Origin of the sequence: Levilactobacillus paucivorans (assembly GCF_001437125.1) — a bacterium.
Classification (GTDB): Bacteria; Bacillota; Bacilli; order Lactobacillales; family Lactobacillaceae; genus Levilactobacillus; species Levilactobacillus paucivorans.
Map to the genome: position 1 here is coordinate 15,692 of NZ_JQCA01000051.1, position 20,193 is coordinate 35,884.

General features: G+C 49.4%; 17 protein-coding genes and 1 pseudogene. 5 read left to right on the plus strand and 13 right to left on the minus strand.

Features of this window, described 5'->3' with window-relative positions; all coding sequences use genetic code 11:
* Window positions 1-58: 58 nt before the first annotated feature.
* The gene (locus IV54_RS05485; RefSeq protein ID WP_057878396.1) at window positions 59-1,423 is read left to right on the plus strand and encodes an MFS transporter; all 1,365 of its coding nucleotides are present in this window, start codon (window positions 59-61) and stop codon (window positions 1,421-1,423) included.
* 386 nt (window positions 1,424-1,809) lie between these two features.
* Window positions 1,810-2,151, plus strand: coding sequence for an MmcQ/YjbR family DNA-binding protein (locus IV54_RS05490; protein ID WP_237756675.1), 342 nt, complete (start codon window positions 1,810-1,812; stop codon window positions 2,149-2,151).
* A gap of 113 nt (window positions 2,152-2,264) precedes the next feature.
* Here the strand turns inward: IV54_RS05490 and xerS are convergent, their stop codons facing one another.
* The 9 genes and pseudogenes from xerS to parE all read right to left on the minus strand — a co-directional run bounded on the left by xerS (window position 2,265) and on the right by parE (window position 13,283).
* Complete coding sequence (gene xerS / locus IV54_RS05495; RefSeq protein WP_057878398.1) at window positions 2,265-3,329, minus strand: tyrosine recombinase XerS; 1,065 nt, start codon at window positions 3,327-3,329, stop codon at window positions 2,265-2,267.
* 1,066 nt (window positions 3,330-4,395) lie between these two features.
* Entirely contained in the window at window positions 4,396-4,839 is a 444-nt protein-coding gene (locus IV54_RS05500) for an NUDIX domain-containing protein (protein WP_057878399.1), read from the minus strand.
* Window positions 4,840-4,919: 80 nt separating this feature from the next.
* The gene (gene msrA / locus IV54_RS05505) at window positions 4,920-5,447 is read right to left on the minus strand and encodes a peptide-methionine (S)-S-oxide reductase MsrA (protein ID WP_057878400.1); all 528 of its coding nucleotides are present in this window, start codon (window positions 5,445-5,447) and stop codon (window positions 4,920-4,922) included.
* 12 nt (window positions 5,448-5,459) lie between these two features.
* On the minus strand, window positions 5,460-5,906 hold the full coding sequence (gene msrB, locus IV54_RS05510; protein WP_057878401.1) for a peptide-methionine (R)-S-oxide reductase MsrB: 447 nt from the start codon (window positions 5,904-5,906) through the stop codon (window positions 5,460-5,462).
* Window positions 5,907-6,064: 158 nt separating this feature from the next.
* A complete protein-coding gene (locus IV54_RS05515) occupies window positions 6,065-6,640 on the minus strand; it encodes a matrixin family metalloprotease (RefSeq protein ID WP_057878402.1) in 576 nt (191 codons plus the stop codon).
* Window positions 6,641-6,776: 136 nt separating this feature from the next.
* A complete protein-coding gene (locus tag IV54_RS05520; protein WP_057878403.1) occupies window positions 6,777-7,706 on the minus strand; it encodes a manganese-dependent inorganic pyrophosphatase in 930 nt (309 codons plus the stop codon).
* A gap of 34 nt (window positions 7,707-7,740) precedes the next feature.
* Window positions 7,741-8,701: pseudogene (locus IV54_RS05525) on the minus strand (LysR family transcriptional regulator).
* A 135-nt stretch (window positions 8,702-8,836) separates the two neighbouring features.
* Window positions 8,837-11,242 (minus strand): DNA topoisomerase IV subunit A, encoded by a 2,406-nt coding sequence (gene parC / locus IV54_RS05530; protein WP_057878414.1) that lies wholly within the window; start codon window positions 11,240-11,242, stop codon window positions 8,837-8,839.
* A gap of 76 nt (window positions 11,243-11,318) precedes the next feature.
* Window positions 11,319-13,283 (minus strand): DNA topoisomerase IV subunit B, encoded by a 1,965-nt coding sequence (parE, locus tag IV54_RS05535; RefSeq protein WP_057878404.1) that lies wholly within the window; start codon window positions 13,281-13,283, stop codon window positions 11,319-11,321.
* A gap of 267 nt (window positions 13,284-13,550) precedes the next feature.
* On the opposite strand from parE, the gene plsY reads away from it, so the two are divergent.
* A complete protein-coding gene (gene plsY, locus IV54_RS05540; protein WP_057878405.1) occupies window positions 13,551-14,171 on the plus strand; it encodes a glycerol-3-phosphate 1-O-acyltransferase PlsY in 621 nt (206 codons plus the stop codon).
* Window positions 14,172-14,225: 54 nt separating this feature from the next.
* Here the strand turns inward: plsY and IV54_RS05545 are convergent, their stop codons facing one another.
* The 4 genes from IV54_RS05545 to xerC all read right to left on the minus strand — a co-directional run bounded on the left by IV54_RS05545 (window position 14,226) and on the right by xerC (window position 18,113).
* The gene (locus IV54_RS05545; RefSeq protein WP_057878406.1) at window positions 14,226-15,101 is read right to left on the minus strand and encodes an aldose 1-epimerase family protein; all 876 of its coding nucleotides are present in this window, start codon (window positions 15,099-15,101) and stop codon (window positions 14,226-14,228) included.
* A gap of 94 nt (window positions 15,102-15,195) precedes the next feature.
* On the minus strand, window positions 15,196-16,608 hold the full coding sequence (gene hslU, locus IV54_RS05550) for an ATP-dependent protease ATPase subunit HslU (protein ID WP_157054363.1): 1,413 nt from the start codon (window positions 16,606-16,608) through the stop codon (window positions 15,196-15,198).
* Window positions 16,609-16,622: 14 nt separating this feature from the next.
* A complete protein-coding gene (gene hslV / locus IV54_RS05555) occupies window positions 16,623-17,165 on the minus strand; it encodes an HslVU peptidase proteolytic subunit (RefSeq protein WP_057732546.1) in 543 nt (180 codons plus the stop codon).
* Window positions 17,166-17,180: 15 nt separating this feature from the next.
* Complete coding sequence (gene xerC / locus IV54_RS05560) at window positions 17,181-18,113, minus strand: tyrosine recombinase XerC (RefSeq protein WP_083488528.1); 933 nt, start codon at window positions 18,111-18,113, stop codon at window positions 17,181-17,183.
* Between the two features lie 302 nt (window positions 18,114-18,415).
* On the opposite strand from xerC, the gene IV54_RS05565 reads away from it, so the two are divergent.
* Window positions 18,416-19,495, plus strand: coding sequence for a DUF2087 domain-containing protein (locus IV54_RS05565; protein WP_237756674.1), 1,080 nt, complete (start codon window positions 18,416-18,418; stop codon window positions 19,493-19,495).
* A gap of 20 nt (window positions 19,496-19,515) precedes the next feature.
* Window positions 19,516-20,187: a chloramphenicol acetyltransferase gene (locus tag IV54_RS05570; protein WP_057878416.1), complete on the plus strand. Its 672-nt coding sequence runs from the start codon at window positions 19,516-19,518 to the stop codon at window positions 20,185-20,187.
* Window positions 20,188-20,193: the final 6 nt, after the last annotated feature.

The window sequence follows — 20,193 nt, forward strand, 5'->3', positions numbered from 1 at the left end:
TATGTTTAGATAGTTCAAAACATTTTGAACTATATTTCAACATTAGGGAGACGGGAAAATGACGGGGAAGGCGACTAATTCAAGACGGATTCTTTTACTGACATCATTAGGTTTTTTCATGGCTATGATGGACGCAATGATTGTAACCACGGCTTCAACCGCAATTCGAATCGATTTTCACATTTCGGTGAGTACGCTCCAGTGGGCATTGAATGCCTATAATATCACGATTGCGGCGGTCTTACTGGTTGGCGTTTCACTTGGCGAACGTTGGGGTAGGCGGCGAATTTACAATTGGGGCCTCCTAATTTTTACGGTCGGTTCAGTTCTCTGTGCCTTAGCAACTAGTATCAACTGGTTGATTCTGGCCCGGATTGTTGAAGGTCTTGGAGCTTCGGTCATGACGCCGATGTCGATGGCAATTCTCACAAATGCCATACCTGAAAGTCAACGGGGCCGTGCGCTGGGAATTTGGAGTGGGATTGGTGGCCTGGCTCTGATTGTGGGACCATCCTTGGGTGGTTTCATTGTGGCTCAGTTAACATGGCAGTGGATCTTTTGGATTAACGTTCCGGTGGGCGTGCTAGCCATTCTCTTGTCCCAACGTTATTTACCCGAAAGTCATGGTCAGAGTCATCCGATTAATCTTGGTGACAACCTCTTAATTATGGTGGCCATGGCTGGCTTGATTTGGGCATTATCTGCCACAACTGGTCAGCTCAGCGGTGGCAAATTGAGCTGGGTACTGGTAGTTGGTTTGGTTAGTTTCGGGTGTGGGGCGTGGTTCTTCTTCCGCCAATCTCGCGAAGCGGCTCCAATGATGCCACTAAGCTTCTTTCGGGAAAGAAACTTTATTGGCGGAAATTTTGCCACCGCTTGCCTCTATGGATCGATGTATGGTGTGGTGTTCTTCCTGCCCCAGTATCTCCAACTGAGTCCTGGCGCTACGGCACTGAATGCAGGCTTAGAGTTGTTACCGTGGACGGGGACATTAGTTGTGGTAGCCCCCTTTGCTGGACGAGCAGTCGATAGACTTGGCGAACGGTGGGTGGCTACGCTAGGTTTAGTACTTCAGGGTCTAGGTTATTTGTTGATCGCCGTATGCGTTTACAAAAGTTATAGCTGGTTAATTCTACCGCTAATGCTGGCAGGGGTTGGGTTGTCAATGGCTGGGCCAGCCTTGCAGAAGACCGTTCTGGGTGCCGTTCCACGCTCAGCAATTGGCCAGGCTTCGGGAATCTATAATGTTTTTCGCTTGCTAGGTGGGGCATTAGGGACCACTGTTGCCGTGATGATTTTTTACCAGTTCCAGAGTGGGGATTTTGTTAGCGGATTCCATGCAACGATGCTTGGGACGGGCATGGTGTCCTTGCTGGGAGTATTGTGGTCATGGCGGTTACAGTCTAATGCGCATCGAAGTTAGAGCAGGTTCAATTCAGTTTTTAAATCGATGCTAATTATGGCTGTTTTACATACAATCAGTTTTGATGGTTCTGTAGTGATAAGCAAATCGACTTTTGCAAAAACCGCTAAATTGTATTAGGTCCGGTGGTTTATTGATTGTTGTTAAAATTGATTGTGGTCACGCAAAAATGTGATGTGGGGTGCGATAGTTTTTTATCAGCGGTTCCTTCTTGACGACTTCCATTTCCTCGATTAGGCTTGAAATGAAGTGGTAATTGGCCGGGGTTTTCTTGAGACCTATCAACAGGCATTACCGTTTATGCTTATCATGCCATTGACCGTTTTCAATTTTGAAAACGACGTGCTTATCATAGTCAGAACTAAACAGGGGGTGGTGTCGTGGAAATGACAAAAGAGGACTTGATTAAATTCAGTAGTCAGGGTAGGCAGGTGGTCGTCGATGAACCTTTCAATAATCCAGCGCATCGGAATCAAATTATTTTCGACGCAATGCGGCATTCAACAAGTAAAAAAATATTTGGTCTAGCTTATCATAACGATGAAGGCTTATACCTGGATCTCAAGTGTGAGACGGGGAAGATTGATGAGTTGGTTGCGAACTTCCCCTATATCTTGGCGGGGAAGCATTTCACCAAACAACATTGGATTACCCTGGATATTCACCAAATGACGTCGAAGGCCGAACTGACCAATCTAGTGGATGCGAGTTACCGATTGACGGAATAGTCAGGTCAATCGTTGTGGAAGTTGCGAATAAAAGATACATAAAAATCCTCCATTAAGGAGGATTTTTTGGTAATCGTCGTTATATTTGGAAATATTAAGGAATCCGCGCAGGTCTACATTTTCTCCAGTCCCTGCCGTTGTTCCTCATCGATGATGTGGGTATACAGGCCCGTCGCACTCGTGGAGTTCTGACCGAGCTGAGTGGCCACGAGCTGTTCATTTTTGGTGGCCAGGTAGAGTTTTGAGGCTAAGGTGTGGCGAAGCTTGTGGGGCGTGATACGGACCTTAAAGGCGGCCGAGTATTTGGCGACCATCTTTTCAATGGAGTTGGCCTGCATCCGTGATGCTTGGCCCCGGTAGCTACTTAGGAACAGGGCCCGATCGCTATTCGTGGCGTGGTAAATAGCTGTTCGGTGTTCTAGGTAATCTTGAATATAGGGTAGTGTCCAGGGAGCAATGGGGACTGTGTCTCGTTGGCCACCCTTGCGAACAACACCGATGGTGCCCGTCTTGAGATTCAGATGGCGGAGATCAGCGTTTGCGGCTTCGGAAACGCGTAGGCCACTGCCGAGTAATAAGGCATTGATCGCGAGATCGCGGACCTTATCACGATGGAAATACCGCTGTTTGGCAGGTGAAAGCTGCTCCCCATATTTGCGATCGATGAATTCCAGGTAGTCATGGTCGGTATTACCCAGCATCAGCTTGGATTTCAGATTGGCCGCACGAGTCGCATAGGTTTCACTGGTTCTGACCAGGGCAATCTTATGCATGACGTTACGATCGAAGTAGGCTTCACCATGCTCGTCTTCCGTGTCCTCTGTAAGGTACTTAAATAGCGATGAGAGGGCATTTAGGGAGCGGTTAATGGTCGGATGAGTTCGACTGCCAGGAGCGCCTGTGAGCTTCGTCTGATTCAATAGAGCAGACTTATATAATTCGACCGTCTCTTTTTTTAAGGTGGCTAAGACCTGAATATCAATATCGGCGGGGTGGGCGGCCGAAGTCAGGCCCTCACTGATGAGCCAGTTAAAGAAACGGCGGTATTCAGTCAGGTATTGATACAATGTTGCCGGGGAGAGAGGCACAGTAGCCTTGGCCTGATAGTATTCTTGAACGTACCAGGGCGCATTGGCCAGTTCTTCATTGATTAATTTTAAGTAGTGTTGTTTTTCCATAGAAGTGGCCTCCAAACATATGTTCTCGTATAGCCACTATGATACCGAGAATTGAGATAATTAGCAAGTCCCCCGCTCGTTTTAAAATGTGACTACTCTCTTTAAAATATTTGTTTTAATGAAAGTAGTCAGCTGGTTTGATTGCGAGACCCTGATTGAGAAGATCAGTCGTAGCACGTGATATCCTTGTAATACCAGTGTTTAGCGTGCCTTTGGTGGATCAATCCTTAACCTAGATCGTAGCAATATGGTACTGCTCGCTGTTACGAAAATGACCACAAAGCCCGATTTTACAAGGTTTTAAACGCTTTAATGACGTTGAAAATAAGTGTATATCATCTTATATGTCCAGTTGATAAGACCATCGAATATGGTTGTCTGATAGTTGTTGGGACGCCTGATCCACACCAGTTCAGCAAGGCTAAAGTACTTGACCTGGTCAATGACGACATCAGGTTCACTTGACCATGACATGACCGGCTTCATATCAGCAATGAGCCCCAGAACGCTAGGCAATTAATTGGGTGGCGACCTTCAGGATACCCAACCAAACCAGTTACCGGTTTATTGATTTTGGATGTTGACTCTAAGCACACGTTCAAGAATTAGATGGAGACCTCATCATGAGAATTGCGTAGAATGCGCCTCTAAAAGTAGTGTTTTGAGGTAAATAGACGTGTTAGCAACTGATGTGCTAGATTACCTAGACGTTACCTGGAAAAGGTTAAATCGATACTTACCAACAGGATGAGTCATGGTGAATCTCAGTTTAGTAGAACGTGTTTGCGTTTTCCTGCGGGATGACCATTCGGCTGGAACCTATAAGTTGTTGTCAGCAAACAGCAACTGTTGCGAACTTGTCGTTAATGATATGAGAATGATAATTTAAGCTGACAGGATAAAGCGAAGAAAGGGAACGGCAATTCCAGCCCCTAAATGCAATTAATTTCTCTACTTTACATAATATATATTATCGAAAGTAGACCTGAAGTCCTTGAAAGTGACCTTATGCTTCGATCTTCCAATTCATTCGTTCTTTAAGTCGTCATTAATCATTCCAACCGATTTAAAGTTTCCCTAGCTCGTTTAAAATGCGTTTTGTAATTGGCGTTAAGTCATCTGGCAATGCTGTCATTGAAAAATAACCAATCGTTTCGATTTCTGAACTCGTGACGTTTTGCTGACCCGTTGCTGTCATTTTATAAACGGCAGTTACTGAATCAATCTGGTCTTGGTTCGGATATGTGTATTGCATGCCAGCACCACTGACAACCGTCAGCAAGCTTGGCTGCTGACCAACCAATCCGGTTTCCTCGTGTAATTCCCGTTGTGCGGTGGTCACCAGTGACTCGTTAAGCTCCTTCGATCCAGCCGGTAAGCCCCATAACTGATTATCGGTTCGTTTAACGAGCAGTAATTGCTGCTGATTGCTAGTTACAAATGCCGCTGCACCAACCACAATCAAGGGCCGTGAACCGGTCACTTTTCTTAGATCTAGCACGTATCCCATTAAGACACCTCCGATGAATTTAAATTAATTGTAACATGCAAAAAGTGGCCTTACTAGTCCAGTAAGGCCACTCATTCAAGCTATTCTTGGGTCCAATGCTGCTTAATGAAGTCCTCACGGCCGCCCATTTCCTCAATTTGGTAGCGGAATGGGTTCTTACGGTAGAAGTCCTGGTGTTCTTCCTCGGCCGGATAGAACGGTTGGACGTCCTCAATAGTCGTCACGATTGGGTCATCGAACTGGCCACTGGCAGCTAATTTAGCCTTAGAGGCCTCGGCTACCTGCCGTTGTTCCGGACTGTTGACGAAGATGACAGGTCGATAGCTGTCACCGCGGTCTTGGAACTGGCCACTGGCATCGGTCGGATCCGTTTGTCGCCAGTAGATCTCGACGAGGTCGGCATAACTAATGATGGCTGGGTCAAAGGTAATCTCAACGGCTTCGGTATGCCCAGTTGTATGGCTGGCAACGTCGGCGTATGTGGGATTGACCGTGTGACCACCCGTATAGCCGGAAACCACGCTCTTGATGCCGGGTTGGGTGTCGAATGGCCGAACCATGCACCAGAAACAACCACCGGCGAATATTGCTGTCTGTGTCTCACTCATTGTCGTCACTCCTTATTTGTTGGGAAAGAGGCTCTCAAAACCATGATAACCCTTGGCCTCTAACTGATCTGCTGGAATAAACTTCAGGGCAGCGGAATTGATGCAGTAGCGAAGGCCCCCACGATCCTGGGGGCCGTCGTTAAAGACGTGTCCCAGATGGGAATGAGCATCGGCACTGGTGACTTCCTGACGAACCATGCCAAATGAGTGATCGGTATGTTCCTGAACATTAGCGGCATCGATTGGTTTCGTAAAGGATGGCCAGCCACAACCGGCATCATATTTATCGGTCGAACTGAACAGTGGCTGTCCGCTGACGACGTCCACGTAAATGCCAACCTCGTTAAATTGGTCATACTTCCCGGTAAAGGCGGGTTCTGTGGCCGCGTTCTGCGTCACTGCAAACTCCTCGGTGGTCAGTCGTTGCCGTAAGTCTTCTTTTGATTCGTTTGAATTCATTAGAATTCCTCCAATCGGTTGTGTACAATTGATTACTCCTTCAGTTTAAAGGTTTTCCTGTAAAAGGCAATTAATTAGCTTGTAAAGGACGAACACACCTCACAAAAACACCTCACCATTAGTCGTGGTAAGGTGTTTTTAGAGAATCGTTTAAGTGTCTAGTTGGTCTGCCCAGCTGGTGTCTGATAACGAGCCTTGACGCCATTGATATCAACCTTCTGAATGCCAACGGCACGGTTACGGTAGTACATCACGCTCTTAGTAGATGGGTTGTGGGCTAATCCCATGGCGTGGCCTAATTCATGTTCAGCAACGTGAATGGCATCGGACCGCGAGTAATCGTATTCCTTAATTAGACGAGCGTTCAGTAGTGAGTTGACGGAGACAAAGTAGTTATCACGGGCCCAAAATTCAGTTAACCCGACATCGTTTCCCATTTTCTTGGATTCACGCTTAGAAGCGATCCCCAAAGTAATCTGGGCCTTGCTGGCGGAACTAGTCTTAAACTTGAATGCCCCGGTTGCGTTCCAGGCATCGATGGCAGACCGCCAAATCGACTTGTAATAATCCGATTTAGTGGTAATCACATAGGTCGCATGGTCTTTCGCGAACCGCTGCGCCCCGAATGGTGTGGTTGTTGCCGCCGAAGCAACAATCCCACCGATTTGGCTGACAAAAAGACCCACTGTTACTAACGTCGTTAAAGCTTTACGGTACCATGCACTTCTTGTCATGCAGAATCCCTTCTTCTCTAAGGGAATGTGCCTAACGGCTACCATCGGTCAGTATTATAGCAAGGTCGGGTTTTCTTGCCGAAAAAAAACGCTTATTGAAGAATAGTTTCTTCAATAAGCATTTAATCTCAATAATTTAAGCGTTAAAAGCTTCAGTCAATGGCGGCACAACTTGCTTCTTCCGGGAAACAACACCAGGAAGACTAGCACGGTTGTCAGCCAGCTTTGTGTTAAAGGCCTTTTCAACGACATCCTTAGGTTCACCGGCAACGATGAGTTCGGAGTCACTGTTCAACACGTTAGTTGCTAAGGTAATGAATAAGTCGTAGCCTTCGCTAGCGATTTCGTCTTGCATAGCTTTTTCCAAGCCAGCTTGACGGGAGATCACATCGTCCAAGTCAACGGTGTTGATTTGGCCAATACGTACGCTGTGACCATTCATGTCAAAGGACTTTGCGTCCCCATCGATTAATTCCTTGTCGCTCTTAGCCGCCAGATTAGTACCAGCCTTAAGCATGGCAATCCCGTAACTTTGAACGTCGACATCAGCAATTTCTGCTAAGGCGCGAACGGCTTCGCGGTCTTTGTCGGTCGTGGTTGGCGATTGTAATAACAAGGTGTCAGAAATGATAGCTGAAAGCATCAGACCTGCTAACTTAGCAGGAATTTCAATCTTAGCTTCGTCGAACATTTCCGTTAAGATCGTGCTGACACAACCCACTGGTTCTGCACGGTAGTACAGAGGGGCATCAGTGTGGAAGTTGGCAATCCGGTGATGGTCAACGACGAAGGTTACTTGAACCTTGTCTAAGTCCGAAACACTTTGTTGTGCTTCGTTGTGGTCAACTAACATCACTTGGTCGACTTCGTTAGAAACCGTCTTAACGACCCGTGGTGCTGGTTCGTCGAAGTGGTTCAAGACGTAGTTGGTTTCCATGTTAGGTTCGCCTAAGGCAACCGCTTCAACGTCATAACCGCGTTGGGTTTGGTAGTAGGCAAAGGCTTTGGCAGCAACAATTGCGTCCGTATCAGGATTCTGGTGACCGAAAATTAAGGCTTTACTCATTGAAAAAACTCCTTTAACAAATAGATTTTTAGGTTTACTTGTTACGCAAATGTTTAAGGCGTGAAATATAGTCCTCAGCTTCTAAATACTGATCGAACTGCGCCAGGAAGTGACTGATTCGGGGAATCTCCGCCTTCCCTTTACGGAAGACGAACGCCAAATCAAATCGGATGTTGGGGTCAAAGTGTGCTGTCCACGTTTGGGGCAACGATTCTTGACCAACCATAAACGAGTTGGGTAACGCCGTGGACGCCTGGGTCTGCATCGAGAAATGCAGGAGCTGCGTTGGCGTGGTGAAGTTGGCGACCCCCTTTCGGGAAGTCAGCCAGCTGGTTCTTATAGGCCTCGTGAATGGTCTGATTCAGGTAGTAACCATCGGGATACATGGCCCAAACTTGATCAGTGGTGTCTTTGAACTTGATTCGCCGTTTCTTAGCGAGTCGTTCATCGTGGTGAATAAACAACAGATCATCGGAAATAATCTTCTTTGATTCGTATGGCTTCCAATTCTTAATAGAATCGTCCGGTAGGTACATAATGGCCAGGTCAATCTTATTGTTTTCCAAGCGTTCCCAGATTTCTTTACGGGTCAGCATGTGAAACGAGATCTTGACGTCCGGATTCTTCTGATAGGACAGAATTGCAAAGTCCTCGAAGACGGCATCTTCCATCGAGGCCAGGAGACCAATGTTGATCTCCCCTTGCGTTGCGCTGGTTGACTGCTGGATCTCATCGGTGGCTTGATTCAGAATCGCATAAATCTTATGCGTGGCGTCAAGCATGGTGTAACCGGCATCTGATAGGCGAAGTTTCTTACCTACCGAATAGAACAACGGGGCGCCCACCGTACGTTCCAACTTCTTAATCTGTTGGGTTAACGCTGGCTGGGTAATGCCCAGAATTTGAGCAGCTTGCGTGTAATTCATGGTTTCGGCAAGCTGTAGAAAATACGTCAGGGTTTTAGAAGAAAAGATGCTCTCTTGTTTCGTCTTCATCCGCGTTTACTCCTTCTGACTGGCGTGGCGTACGACTGGCGAACACTACTTCAGTCTAATGGTTACTATTAAAGTATATAATAGGCTGTTTCCATTGAAAGCGCAACGATTTTCGCTCAGAAACGGCGACTAGGCCTAGTCCAGAACCAACTCTGTTGGTTTGAGACGTAGGGAGATTGGTGTCCCTTCGACGTCGGTGTCAACCACGAATGAACCATTGGAATAACGCCCGCTCAGAGGATGATCGGTTGGCATGACGTCATGGGTTCGTTCCCGACTGGTGATAATTTCCAGTGGCGGATTGCCAGCTGGAATCGTCATGAAGTCCACGACTCGGTGCGGATCGCGCTTGAGTTCGTGGAGTACTAAGACTCCACGACGAGCGCGACTTGTGACGGAAAGTTCCTTCATCGCGAGGCGCTTGAAGGCCCCACGCTGGGTAATCATGGCAATAGTGTCCTTATCGGTAACCAGAGCCAAATTAACGACCTGGTCGTCGTCACGGAGGTCCATGGAACGAACCCCAGTGGTCCGAGCCCCATTGATGGAAACCTCGTCGATTGGATATCTCAGGGCATAACCATTTTGTGACAGGAGTAAGATTCCGGTCTGATCGTCAGTATCCGTGAGGTATTTGACCTGAACGACACTGGCTTCAGGATGCTTAAGTTTTTCAAAGACCATCGCGCGGCGCTTGTACGTCCGACCTGGTGTAAGGTCGCTGAAGGCCGTTTGCTTGATGTAGCCATCGCTGGTAGCGATGAGGAAACGACCGGGCTCTTTGAGCGTCTTAAAGGCAAACGTGGCCACAATCTCCTCGTCGGCAGCTAAGCCGATCGTTTGGGAGATATGTTCCCCGGTTTCCTTCCACTTGACGTCCGAAATCTCGTGAACGGGTCGATAGATGAGGTTCCCTTTGCTGGTAAACATCATCAGGTGATTCAAGGTGCTCAACTTCTCCAAGAAAATTGGATAATCTTCGTCCTTCAACCCATTATCCTCGGGATCAGAAGCCGTGTAAGACCGCACGCCGGAGCGTTTGAGATAACCGTCGTGACTGACCAGAACGATCACGTCCTCGTCGGCCACGGTGACGGTCGTCTTGATCTTGAGATCCTCAATTTCGTCCTGAATCTCGGTCCGTCGAGGGTTGCGGTAGGCCTTGGCGACTTCCTTCAGTTCCTTGCGGAGGACGGCGTTTAACGTCTTCTTTTCCGCCAGAATCTGGTGATCTCGTTCGATGGCGGCCGACAGCCGTTCGGACTCAGCTTCAAGCTGGGTCACGTCGGTGTTGGTTAACCGGTAGAGTTGCAGGGCCACGATGGCATCGGCTTGCTTCTCGGAGAAGTCGTAGCTGGTCATCAGGTTGTTCCGGGCATCACGACGGTCCTTGCTGGCCCGAATGGTCGCAATGACTTGGTCCAGAATGGATAATGCCTTGATTAAACCAACCACGATGTGTTGCCGGTCCAAAGCCTTTTGGAGTTCATACTTGGTCCGTCGCGTAATCACATCGCGTTGGTGTTCCAGGTAGGCGCTCAGAATAGTTTTCAAACCAACATGTTCTGGTCGCATATGGTTAATGGCAACCATATTAAAGTTATAGGTAATTTGCAGTTCGGTGTTCTTGAACAAATAGTTCAGAACCCCTTGGGCATCGGCGTCACGCTTCAGTTCGATCGCGATACGTAACCCATCACGGTCGGTTTCGTCACGAACTTCGGCGAGACCCTCGACCTTCTTGTTCAAACGGATCTCATCAATCTTCTTGACCAATTGGGCCTTGTTAACTTCATACGGAATTTCGGTAACCGTGATCTGACTCTTGTTCCCACGGAGGGGTTCGATGGCCGTCTTGGAACGCACAACAATGCGGCCACGGCCGGTCTCGTAGGCCTTGACGATGCCGTCCTTTCCTTGGATGATCCCCCCGGTTGGGAAGTCAGGTCCCTGGACGAAATTCATCAGTTCTGGCAGCGTGGCCTTGGGGTGGCTGAGCAGGTAGATTAAGGCATCCACGACTTCACCCAAGTTGTGCGGTGGAATCTCCGTGGCGTAACCTGCAGAGATCCCGGTAGCGCCGTTTACCAACAAGTTCGGAATCCGAGCGGGTAAAACGGTGGGTTCGTATTCCGTATCATCGAAGTTGAGCACCATTTCCACGGTGTCCTTATCAATGTCGCGGAGCATTTCCCCAGCTAATTTACTCAGACGGGCTTCGGTATACCGCATAGCGGCAGCGGGATCGCCGTCCATTGACCCGTTGTTCCCGTGCATTTCAATTAAGGGTTCACGGACCTTCCAGTCCTGACTCATCCGCGTTAACGCCTCGTAGATCGAACTGTCACCATGGGGGTGAAAATTACCCATGACGTTTCCGACGGATTTGGCGGACTTACGAAAGCCCTTATCATAGGTGTTACCATCTTTGTTCATGGCGAATAGAATTCGCCGTTGAACGGGTTTTAAGCCATCACGAATATCCGGCAAGGCCCGTTCCTGAATAATGGATTTTGAGTAACGGCCGAAGCGGTCACCCATCACTTCTTCTAACGTTAGTTCTTGAATCTTCTGTCCTTCACTCACGAAATGATGTCTCCTTTCACCGGTAATTGGTTTACTTTTCGGGATCGGAGGATTCCAACAGACTCGTGTTGTCTTCCTCTAGCGTGAATTGAACGTTGTTTTCGATCCACTTCCGGCGGGGTTCAACCTTGTCCCCCATTAGGGTCGTCACACGGCGTTCGGCCAGTGCGGCATCGTCAATCTGAACCCGAATCAGAGTTCGATTGTCGGGATCCATGGTGGTTTCCCAAAGTTGTTCGGCGTCCATTTCCCCTAACCCTTTGAAACGTTGGAGGTTGTAGCCGTGGTTGGCAATCTTTTTAGTTTTGGCTGCCAATTCGTCGTTGGTCCAAGCATATTCAATTTGTGACTTCTTGCCGGTCGTCTTGATGCGATACAACGGTGGTAAGGCGATGTAGATTCGCCCGGCGTCAATCATCGGCCGCATGTATTTATAGAAGAAGGTGAGCAAGAGGATCTGGATATGCGCCCCATCGTCATCGGCATCGGTCATGATAATAATCTTATCGTAGTTGGCATCTTCAATGTTAAATTCCGCGCCGACACCAGCACCGATCGTGTAGATCATGGTGCTGATTTCTTCGTTCTTCATGATGTCGGGTAACTTGGCCTTTTCGGTGTTCAAAACCTTCCCACGAAGGGGCAGGATGGCTTGGAACTTTCGGTTACGGCCCTGTTTAGCCGATCCACCGGCGGAATCCCCTTCGACCAGGAACAGTTCGTTCTTGGCGGCGTTCTTGGATTGCGCGGGCGTTAGCTTACCAGATAAGAGCCGTTCGTGTTTCTTGTGGCGTTTACCACTACGACTCTCATCACGGGCCTTTCGGGCGGCTTCTCTGGCCTGACGAGCTTGGGTCGACTTGCGGATCAACATTTGACCGAAGTCCCCATTTTCCATCAGGTAGTACCCGAGTTGCTCGCTGATCACGTTGTCGACAACGGTCCGGGCTTCTGGTGTCCCCAACTTTTCCTTGGTTTGGCCTTCGAATTGCAGCAGGTTTTCTGGGATCCGCAGGGAGATGACCGCAGAGAGTCCCTCCCGGACGTCGGTACCCTCAAGATTTTTATCGCGATCCTTGAGTAAGCCAACCTTACGGGCATATTCGTTGAAGGCCTTGGTCCAGCCACTACGCATACCCACTTCGTGACTCCCACCGTCCTTGGTCCGGACGTTGTTGACGAAGGACAGCAGGTTTTCGGTGTACCCGTCGTTATACTGGGCAGCGACTTCGACTTCAATCCCGTCTTTCTTGCCATCGAAATACATGATATCTCCAAGGGTATCCTTGTCTTCGTTTAAGTAGCTGACAAATTCCTTGATACCCTCTTCGTAATGGTATTCTTCGGCGCGTTCCTGGCCGGATCGTTCGTCGGTCAGGGTGATTTTGACACCCTTAAGCAGGAAGGCTGATTCCCGCAGTCGTTCTGAGAGCGTATTAAAATTATAAACAGTCGTTGTAAAAATTTTAGTATCGGGTTTAAAGGTCAGTGTGGTCCCATTGTGTGCCCGCGTGTTGCCCTTCTTCACCAAGGTTCCTTGGGGATGTCCCCCGTTAGCGAACTTTTCTTCGTAACGGACGCCATCACGAACGATGGTGACGGTGAGTGCACTGGATAAGGCGTTCACAACGGACGCCCCGACCCCATGCAGTCCACCAGAGGTCTTGTAGCCGCCTTGACCAAATTTACCACCGGCATGGAGGACCGTCAGAATAACTTCCGGCGTTGGAATCCCCGAAGCGTGCATGCCGACTGGCATACCCCGCCCATGATCGACAACGGTGATGCTATTGTCCTGGTGGATAGTAACGTTGATTTCCTTACCGTAACCGGCCAAGGCCTCGTCGACGGCGTTATCAACAATTTCGTAGACCAAGTGATGCAAACCGCGGCCATCAGTTGACCCGATATACATCCCAGGACGTTTACGAACAGCTTCCAATCCCTCCAACACCTGGATGGAGGAATCGTCATATTTTGCTTTTGCTTTCGCCATGCGTAAATCCCCTTTACTTTTACTAGTTTCTTTTCGTTGGTATGCCCCTAGTTTACCGCAATGCGAACATATGTTCAATAGAACGGAAGCGTTCGCGCGGGCCGGGGTTTCAGTAACCACATTATCATACCACAGGAAAACAAAGCGTGGCTAGTTTCCCGAGATAATTGGCGTAATGGGTAAAACATGCTAAAATAGTGAACAGCTTATAAACCTGATCCCATTCAGATTGGGATCGGGTTGCGAGGAAGAGCGGAGGAATTACCTGTGAAATTAATTGGTTTATTAATCCTAGCCTATCTCTTGGGGGCCATTCCCAATGGGGTTTGGGTGGGCAAGACATTTTTCCACACCGATATTCGACAGTCAGGTTCGGGAAACATCGGGACCACCAATACCTATCGGGTCCTAGGACCTTATGCCGGAACCATCGTCATGGTGTTAGACATTGCTAAGGGCACCGTCGCCACCTTACTCCCAACCTGGGGTCATGTGACCACGATTCTCGGGACGGCCACTCCCCTTTTATTTGGGTTAATGGCTATCCTGGGCCACACCTTCTCGGTCTTCGACCGTTTCAAGGGTGGCAAGGCCGTCGCTACGTCGGCGGGGATGCTCCTGGCTTACAACCCCATCATGTTCGTCATTGCGGCCGGCCTGTGGGTCAGCCTGATCTATTGGACCAGCATGGTGAGTCTGGCCAGCATGATTGCCTTCTCGTTGATCACACTGATCTCCCTGGCCTTTCAGGACTGGTACTTAACGGGAATTGCCCTGGTGCTCACGGTCTTTGTTTTCTACCGACACCGTGCCAATATTGCCCGCATTAAGGCGGGCACCGAATCCATGGTGCCCTTTGGCCATGGCTATCATAAACGTGCACATTAAGAAGCGAAAAAGCTTCCGACGACTAGTTGTAGTCGTTGGGAGCTTTTATTTTGGCTAAAAGTAAGTGATCTGGTAGTGTGCCGCGAAGGTTTGACCACCCGCGAGATGCTGTAAGCCAACCTTGTCGGTAAACTGCCCCGAGGCCTGCACGTCATCGGCCAGTCCCCACCACGGCTCCAGGCAAACGAATGGGGCCTGCTTGGGATATGGTGACCAAATACCCAGATAAGGTGCCGCGACGGTCAGGGCTACCCCATGGTCGTCGGCGGTTGTGCTCAACATGACCGTGGTCTCGTGGTTGTCGAGCGTTAAGATTTGCGCGTCGTGGTTGAATAATTCATGGTCCAGCGTCAACGGCTGTGTGAGATCTAGTGACACCGGATGGTGACTGTCACTGGCAGACCCCACTAAGGGGATGCGTTGGTAGGTCTTCTTGGGTGAAACTGTGACCTGATAGTCGGTGAAGTCGGCTAACGCTCCACCTAAAGGCACGTTGAAACCGGGATGAGCCCCAATGGAAAAGTATAAGGTGTCTGCCGCAGGGTTCGTCACGGCTAAATCAGTTCGTAACTCGTGGTCCTTCAGTTCAAACGTCAGGGTCAACGTGAAGTCGAAGGGGTAAACGTCACGGGTTTTGTCGTCACTCGTTTGTTGGAGGACAACGCGCGTCGCTGTTTGGTCTTGGATCGTAAATGGCCGATCACGGGCAAAGCCGTGCTGGGTCATGTGGTAGCTGTGATCTTGGAACGTGTATTGGTCCTGGTTCAACCGACCGACGATTGGAAAGAGAATCGGGGCATGGCGTCCCCAGTACGCGGCATCGGCCTGCCACATGTACTCGAGGCCACTCTCGTTGTCGCGGACACTGCTGACTTCGGCTCCCAACGGGTTAATTTTTACTGTCAGGTAGTCATTCTTTAACGTTAACATCGAATCCCTCCCACAATGATAAACATATTGTTTTTATGATACCGCATTCTGCAAAAAGGACCAAGGCCGTCTGCCCTGGTCCCTTGCGTTGTGATTAAAGAATGTAACGTGATAAGTCCTTATTCTGGACGATGTCGCCAATCTTATCGTTGACGTAGTTTTCGGTGATCGTGACGTCACCGGTCCCCATGTCAGGACCTTCGTAAAGCAGGTCTTCCAGGAGCTTTTCCAGCACCGTTTGTAACCGACGAGCCCCGATGTTTTGGTTTTCGTGGTTAAGCTCGAAGGCCAGTTCGGCAATGCGTTCGATGGCTTCCATGGTGAAGGTGACCTTGACGTTGTCCGTGCCAATCAGGGCAATGTATTGCTTGATCAGCGCGTTGTTCGGTTCTGTCAGGATTCGGACGAAGTCGTCCTTGCTGAGGTCATTTAACTCAACTCGGATTGGGAAACGACCTTGGAGTTCCGCAATGAGATCACTTGGCTTGGATTCAGCAAACGCCCCAGCGGCGATGAAGAGAATGTGGTCGGTATCGATAGTCCCGTACTTGGTCTTAACCTGCGTCCCTTCGACGATTGGCAAGATATCACGTTGGACCCCTTCACGGGAAACGTCGCCACTATTTTGGCTATTGCCCTTGGCAATCTTGTCGATTTCATCGAGGAAGATAATCCCGGTGTTTTCGGCCCGTTGAATGGCATCGTGATTGATGTCAGCGTTGTTGACCAGCTTTTCGGATTCCTCGCTGACCAAGATTTCACGCGCTTCGGCCACCGTGACCGTCCGTTTGATTTGTTTCTTGGGCATGATGGCACCGAGGGTATCGTTGAGGTCGATCCCCATTTGACCCAGCATGTTGTTGTCGGTGGCGTTGGCCTGTTGCGGGTCAGCCATTTCGATTTCAACCTGGTGGTTTTCGAGGAGGCCTTGGTTCAGTTGTTCAGCCAATGACAGGCGTTCGTTTCGCAAGTCGTCACTGACCTCTTCTTGGTCGCTTGGGGCCGTTGGGGTCTGACCATTTTGCATTTGGCTAAACATGTTCATCATGTTCGCAAAGTCATTGTTGTTCTTGTTGGCCTTCTTCTTGGCTGGTGCCAGGAGATTGACTAAGCGCTTGTTGGCCGCCTGAACCGCGTCGTTACGGACCTTCTTGAATTGATCTTGTTTTTCCATGCTGACGGAGACTTCGACGAGGTCTCGAACCATGGATTCGACGTCTCGACCGACGTACCCGACTTCGGTGAACTTGCTGGCTTCGACCTTGGTAAATGGGGCATGAACGATCTTAGCTAATCGCCGAGCAATTTCCGTTTTCCCGACCCCAGTGGGTCCGATCATGAGCATATTCTTAGGTGAAATTTCTTCTTGCATGGCGGCATCGAGCTGCATGCGCCGGTACCGGTTGCGTAAGGCAATGGCAATGGCTTTCTTGGCTTCGTCTTGACCGATGACGTATTGGTCAAGCAGGGCCACAATCTCTTTTGGTGTTTTATTAATAGCGTCCACAGTGAGGCCTCCCTTTATAATTCTTCAGAAATGACGTTTTCGTTCGTAAAGATATCGATTCCGCCGGCAATGTGAATGGCACTTTCGGCAATTTCCTTGGCACTCATGTCGGTGGCGTGGTGATGCAGGGCAGTTGCGGCGGCTAAGGCAAAGTTACCACCAGAACCGATGGCTAAGATGTCATCGTCGGGGGCAATCACTTCACCGGAACCGGACACGAGAAGCATTTCGTCCTTGTCCATGACAATTAACAGAGCTTCCAACTTCTGTAAGGCTTGGTCGGAACGCCACTGCTTGGCGAGTTCTACGGCGGCCCGTTGTAAATTACCGCTGTATTCGTTGAGTTGGCCTTCGAATTTTTCTTCCAGGTTGAAGGCGTCGGCAACACTACCGGCAAATCCGACAACGACTTGGTTGTTGTAGATGCGGCGAATTTTATGGGCGGTTCCCTTCATGATGACCTTTTCACCCATGGTAACTTGACCATCGCCGGCCATGGCGTTATGGCCATTGTGCCGAACCGCGCAGATGGTAGTGGCTTCAAATTTTACTGGCATAATTTAATAATCTCCTTATTTGGTTGAAGGTGACTGGTGATCCGCCGTCGCCCGCGGGAAGAACTGACGATAATCCCGCTGGAGGTGTTCACGCGTCACGTGGGTATAAATCTGAGTGGTTGAGAGGCTACTGTGGCCCAGAAGCTCCTGTACGGAACGGAGATCCGCCCCGTGATTCAGAAGATGGGTCGCAAACGTGTGCCGCAACATGTGGGGATGAATCTCCCCCGTCAACGTGCTCCGTTTGATCATTTGGTTGAGGAGGTACGTGACCCCCGCTGATGTGAGTTGTTCACCATGAGCATTGACGAAGACGAAGTCATGCTGGTGGTGATACTGCGTCATCAAGGGTGTCCGGGCGGCGTCGAAATACGCTTCAAGGGCGTCGCTGGCGTAATGGCCAAATGGCACGTAACGTTCCTTATTCCCTTTCCCATGAATCAACATGAGTCGGTTATCGAAGTCGATGTCCCCCATTGTCAGGTTCACACACTCGCTAACCCGAATTCCGGTGGCATAGAGCACTTCCAGAACCGCCGAATCCCGAGTTGCTAGCTGAGCATTGGGGTTGGCCCCCGCTGCCGTGAAGAGTGCCGTCATCTCACGCTCATAGAAGAAGCGTGGGAGATGATTCTGATGGCGCTTGAGTTGAATGTAGGCAAAGGGGTCGTCGGCGACCTGACCGTTACTCATCAAAAAATTATAGAAGGAACGTAGCGAAGAAAGCTTGCGGGCAATGGTTGTTCGTGCGTAGTGTTGGTCGTAGAGATGACTCAGATAGACCTCCACGTCGAGCTGATCAATCTTGTCCCAGGGCTTGGCCCCACCAGTCTCTTCAAGAAAAGTGGTGAACTCCGTCAGATCCTCCTGATAGGCCTTGACCGTCTCAGGTGAATACTGGCGTTCGCCGCTTAGGTAACTCATGAACTGTTCAATCGCTGTTGCCACGGCGCTCACCTCCTATTTCTTTACGAGTTAATGCTAGCAAACACGCCCTAAAAACTCAACTAACTCATCAAAAAGGTTGTGAATGGGCTTGCTAGACTGGTCGACGTTGTGACGTGGTGAGCGACAATGACTGGTGGCTAGGACTTCTGTTTATGATAACAGCAAACACTTCCTTTAGCGACTTGATGTGTTTAAGCGTGATTATAACCGCAATTATCGTCCTTTTTGCTCGCTGATGATAAAATAGCTGTTGACATAATTGATAAACATTTGTAAAGTAGATGCAATTGGAGGGATGAGACATGAATCTAGTTGATCTGACAGTAACTGAAATTAAACAAGGTTGGCATGAAACGGCTGAAGCCTATATCTGTAATACTTGTGAGGCGACGTTTGCCAAGGACCAAGTCTTTCCGGAAGATGATAAATTCTATCCGGCAGCCACTATGATTCAACGGCACCTGGCGGCTAGTCACCCCAATGCCGTGGCTGACCTGATTCGAACTGATAACAAATACAATACACTGACCGCCCGGCAGCGTGACCTTCTATTGGCATTTGCCCAAGGCCATAAGGATGCAACTATTGCTGAGAAAATGGGTGTGGCGGCGGCCACCGTGCGGCATCAAAAGTTTACCTTCCGCGAGAAGGCCAAGCAGGCCAAACTTTATCTGGCTATTTATGAACAGGTTTTCAATCAGCCAGCGCCGGTCGAGCAACTCGTCACGTTCCCTGAACAGCCCGGAAAAAAGGATGCGCGTTTCACCATGACGACCGCCGAGTACGACGAGCTGGTCACGAAGTACTTTACGTCCGTCAACCCTTTGACATTAACGCGGTGGCCTAGACACCAAAAAGCCATCTTAGCGATCTTGAAGCGGGTCAGTCAGACCTTGCCCATGACCCAGCATCTGACGGAAGTGGAACTTACGGCTAAGTTGAAGCCGATCTATGCTGACTTTCCCTTACTGCGGCGCTACCTCGTCGATTATGGGTTCCTGAAGCGGACGGCGAGTGGTAGTGAATATTGGCGGAACCTTGATGATAAGGAGCAACAAATGAATCGCAAAGAAATCATTCAAAATTATAAGGCGGCACCGACCTACTACGGTGTGATCCAGATCAAGAATAACCAGAACGGCAAGACCTTCATTGACGTCGCCCGGAACCTTCACAATCGCTGGGGTTACTATCAAACCAACCTCAACGAGAATTTCTATCACGATACGGCATTACAGGCAGATTGGAATGCCCTTGGGGCGGACGCCTTTACGTACAGCGTTCTCTGGAAGGCTGATACCGCCGATGTCGACAATCTCCGGCAGACACTGAAGGATCTCAAGGCCAAGTGGCTGGAGAAGTGTCAGCCGGCCTACAATTAATCAACCAGAAAGGGTTTCACATGACAAACTTAAATACGCACAGCACCCCGATCGACTTAGCAACTTGGTCACGGCGGGAATACTTTTATTACTTCACCAAAATGATGCCAACGGGATTCACCCTCACCGTTGATCTTGATGTCACGGCTACCAAGGAATGGATCGCGGCCCGCGACTACAAGTTCAATGCGGCGTATCTCTACCTGGTCTCGAAAGTCATCGCCCAGACACCGGAATTTAGGGTGTCGAGAGACGATGCCGGGCAATTGAAACGTTATGATGTTCTCCACCCGTCTTACTCGGTGATGCATGCGGATGACCACAGTATCTCTGGCCTGTGGACCGCCTACGATCCCGACTTCAAACAATTCCATCGCAACTATCTGGCCGATTTGACCGAATACGGTGATCAGCGGACGCCGATGCCCAAGGCTCCACAGAGTGCGAATACCTATATGATCGGTAGTATTCCCTGGACGCATTTTACCAGCTACACGCCCCTGCCCTTCACCCCACTAAACACATTCTTCCCAGTCATTCAGGCGGGAAAGTTTGAACAGAAAGCCAAGCGTTGGCAAATGCCGCTGTCCTTGACGATTCACCATGCGGTGGCCGATGGCTATCACGTGAGTCAATTCCTGGAACAGCTTCAGTTGGCTTTTGACCATCCTGAGGTTTGGTTGGCCAATTAATCCTTA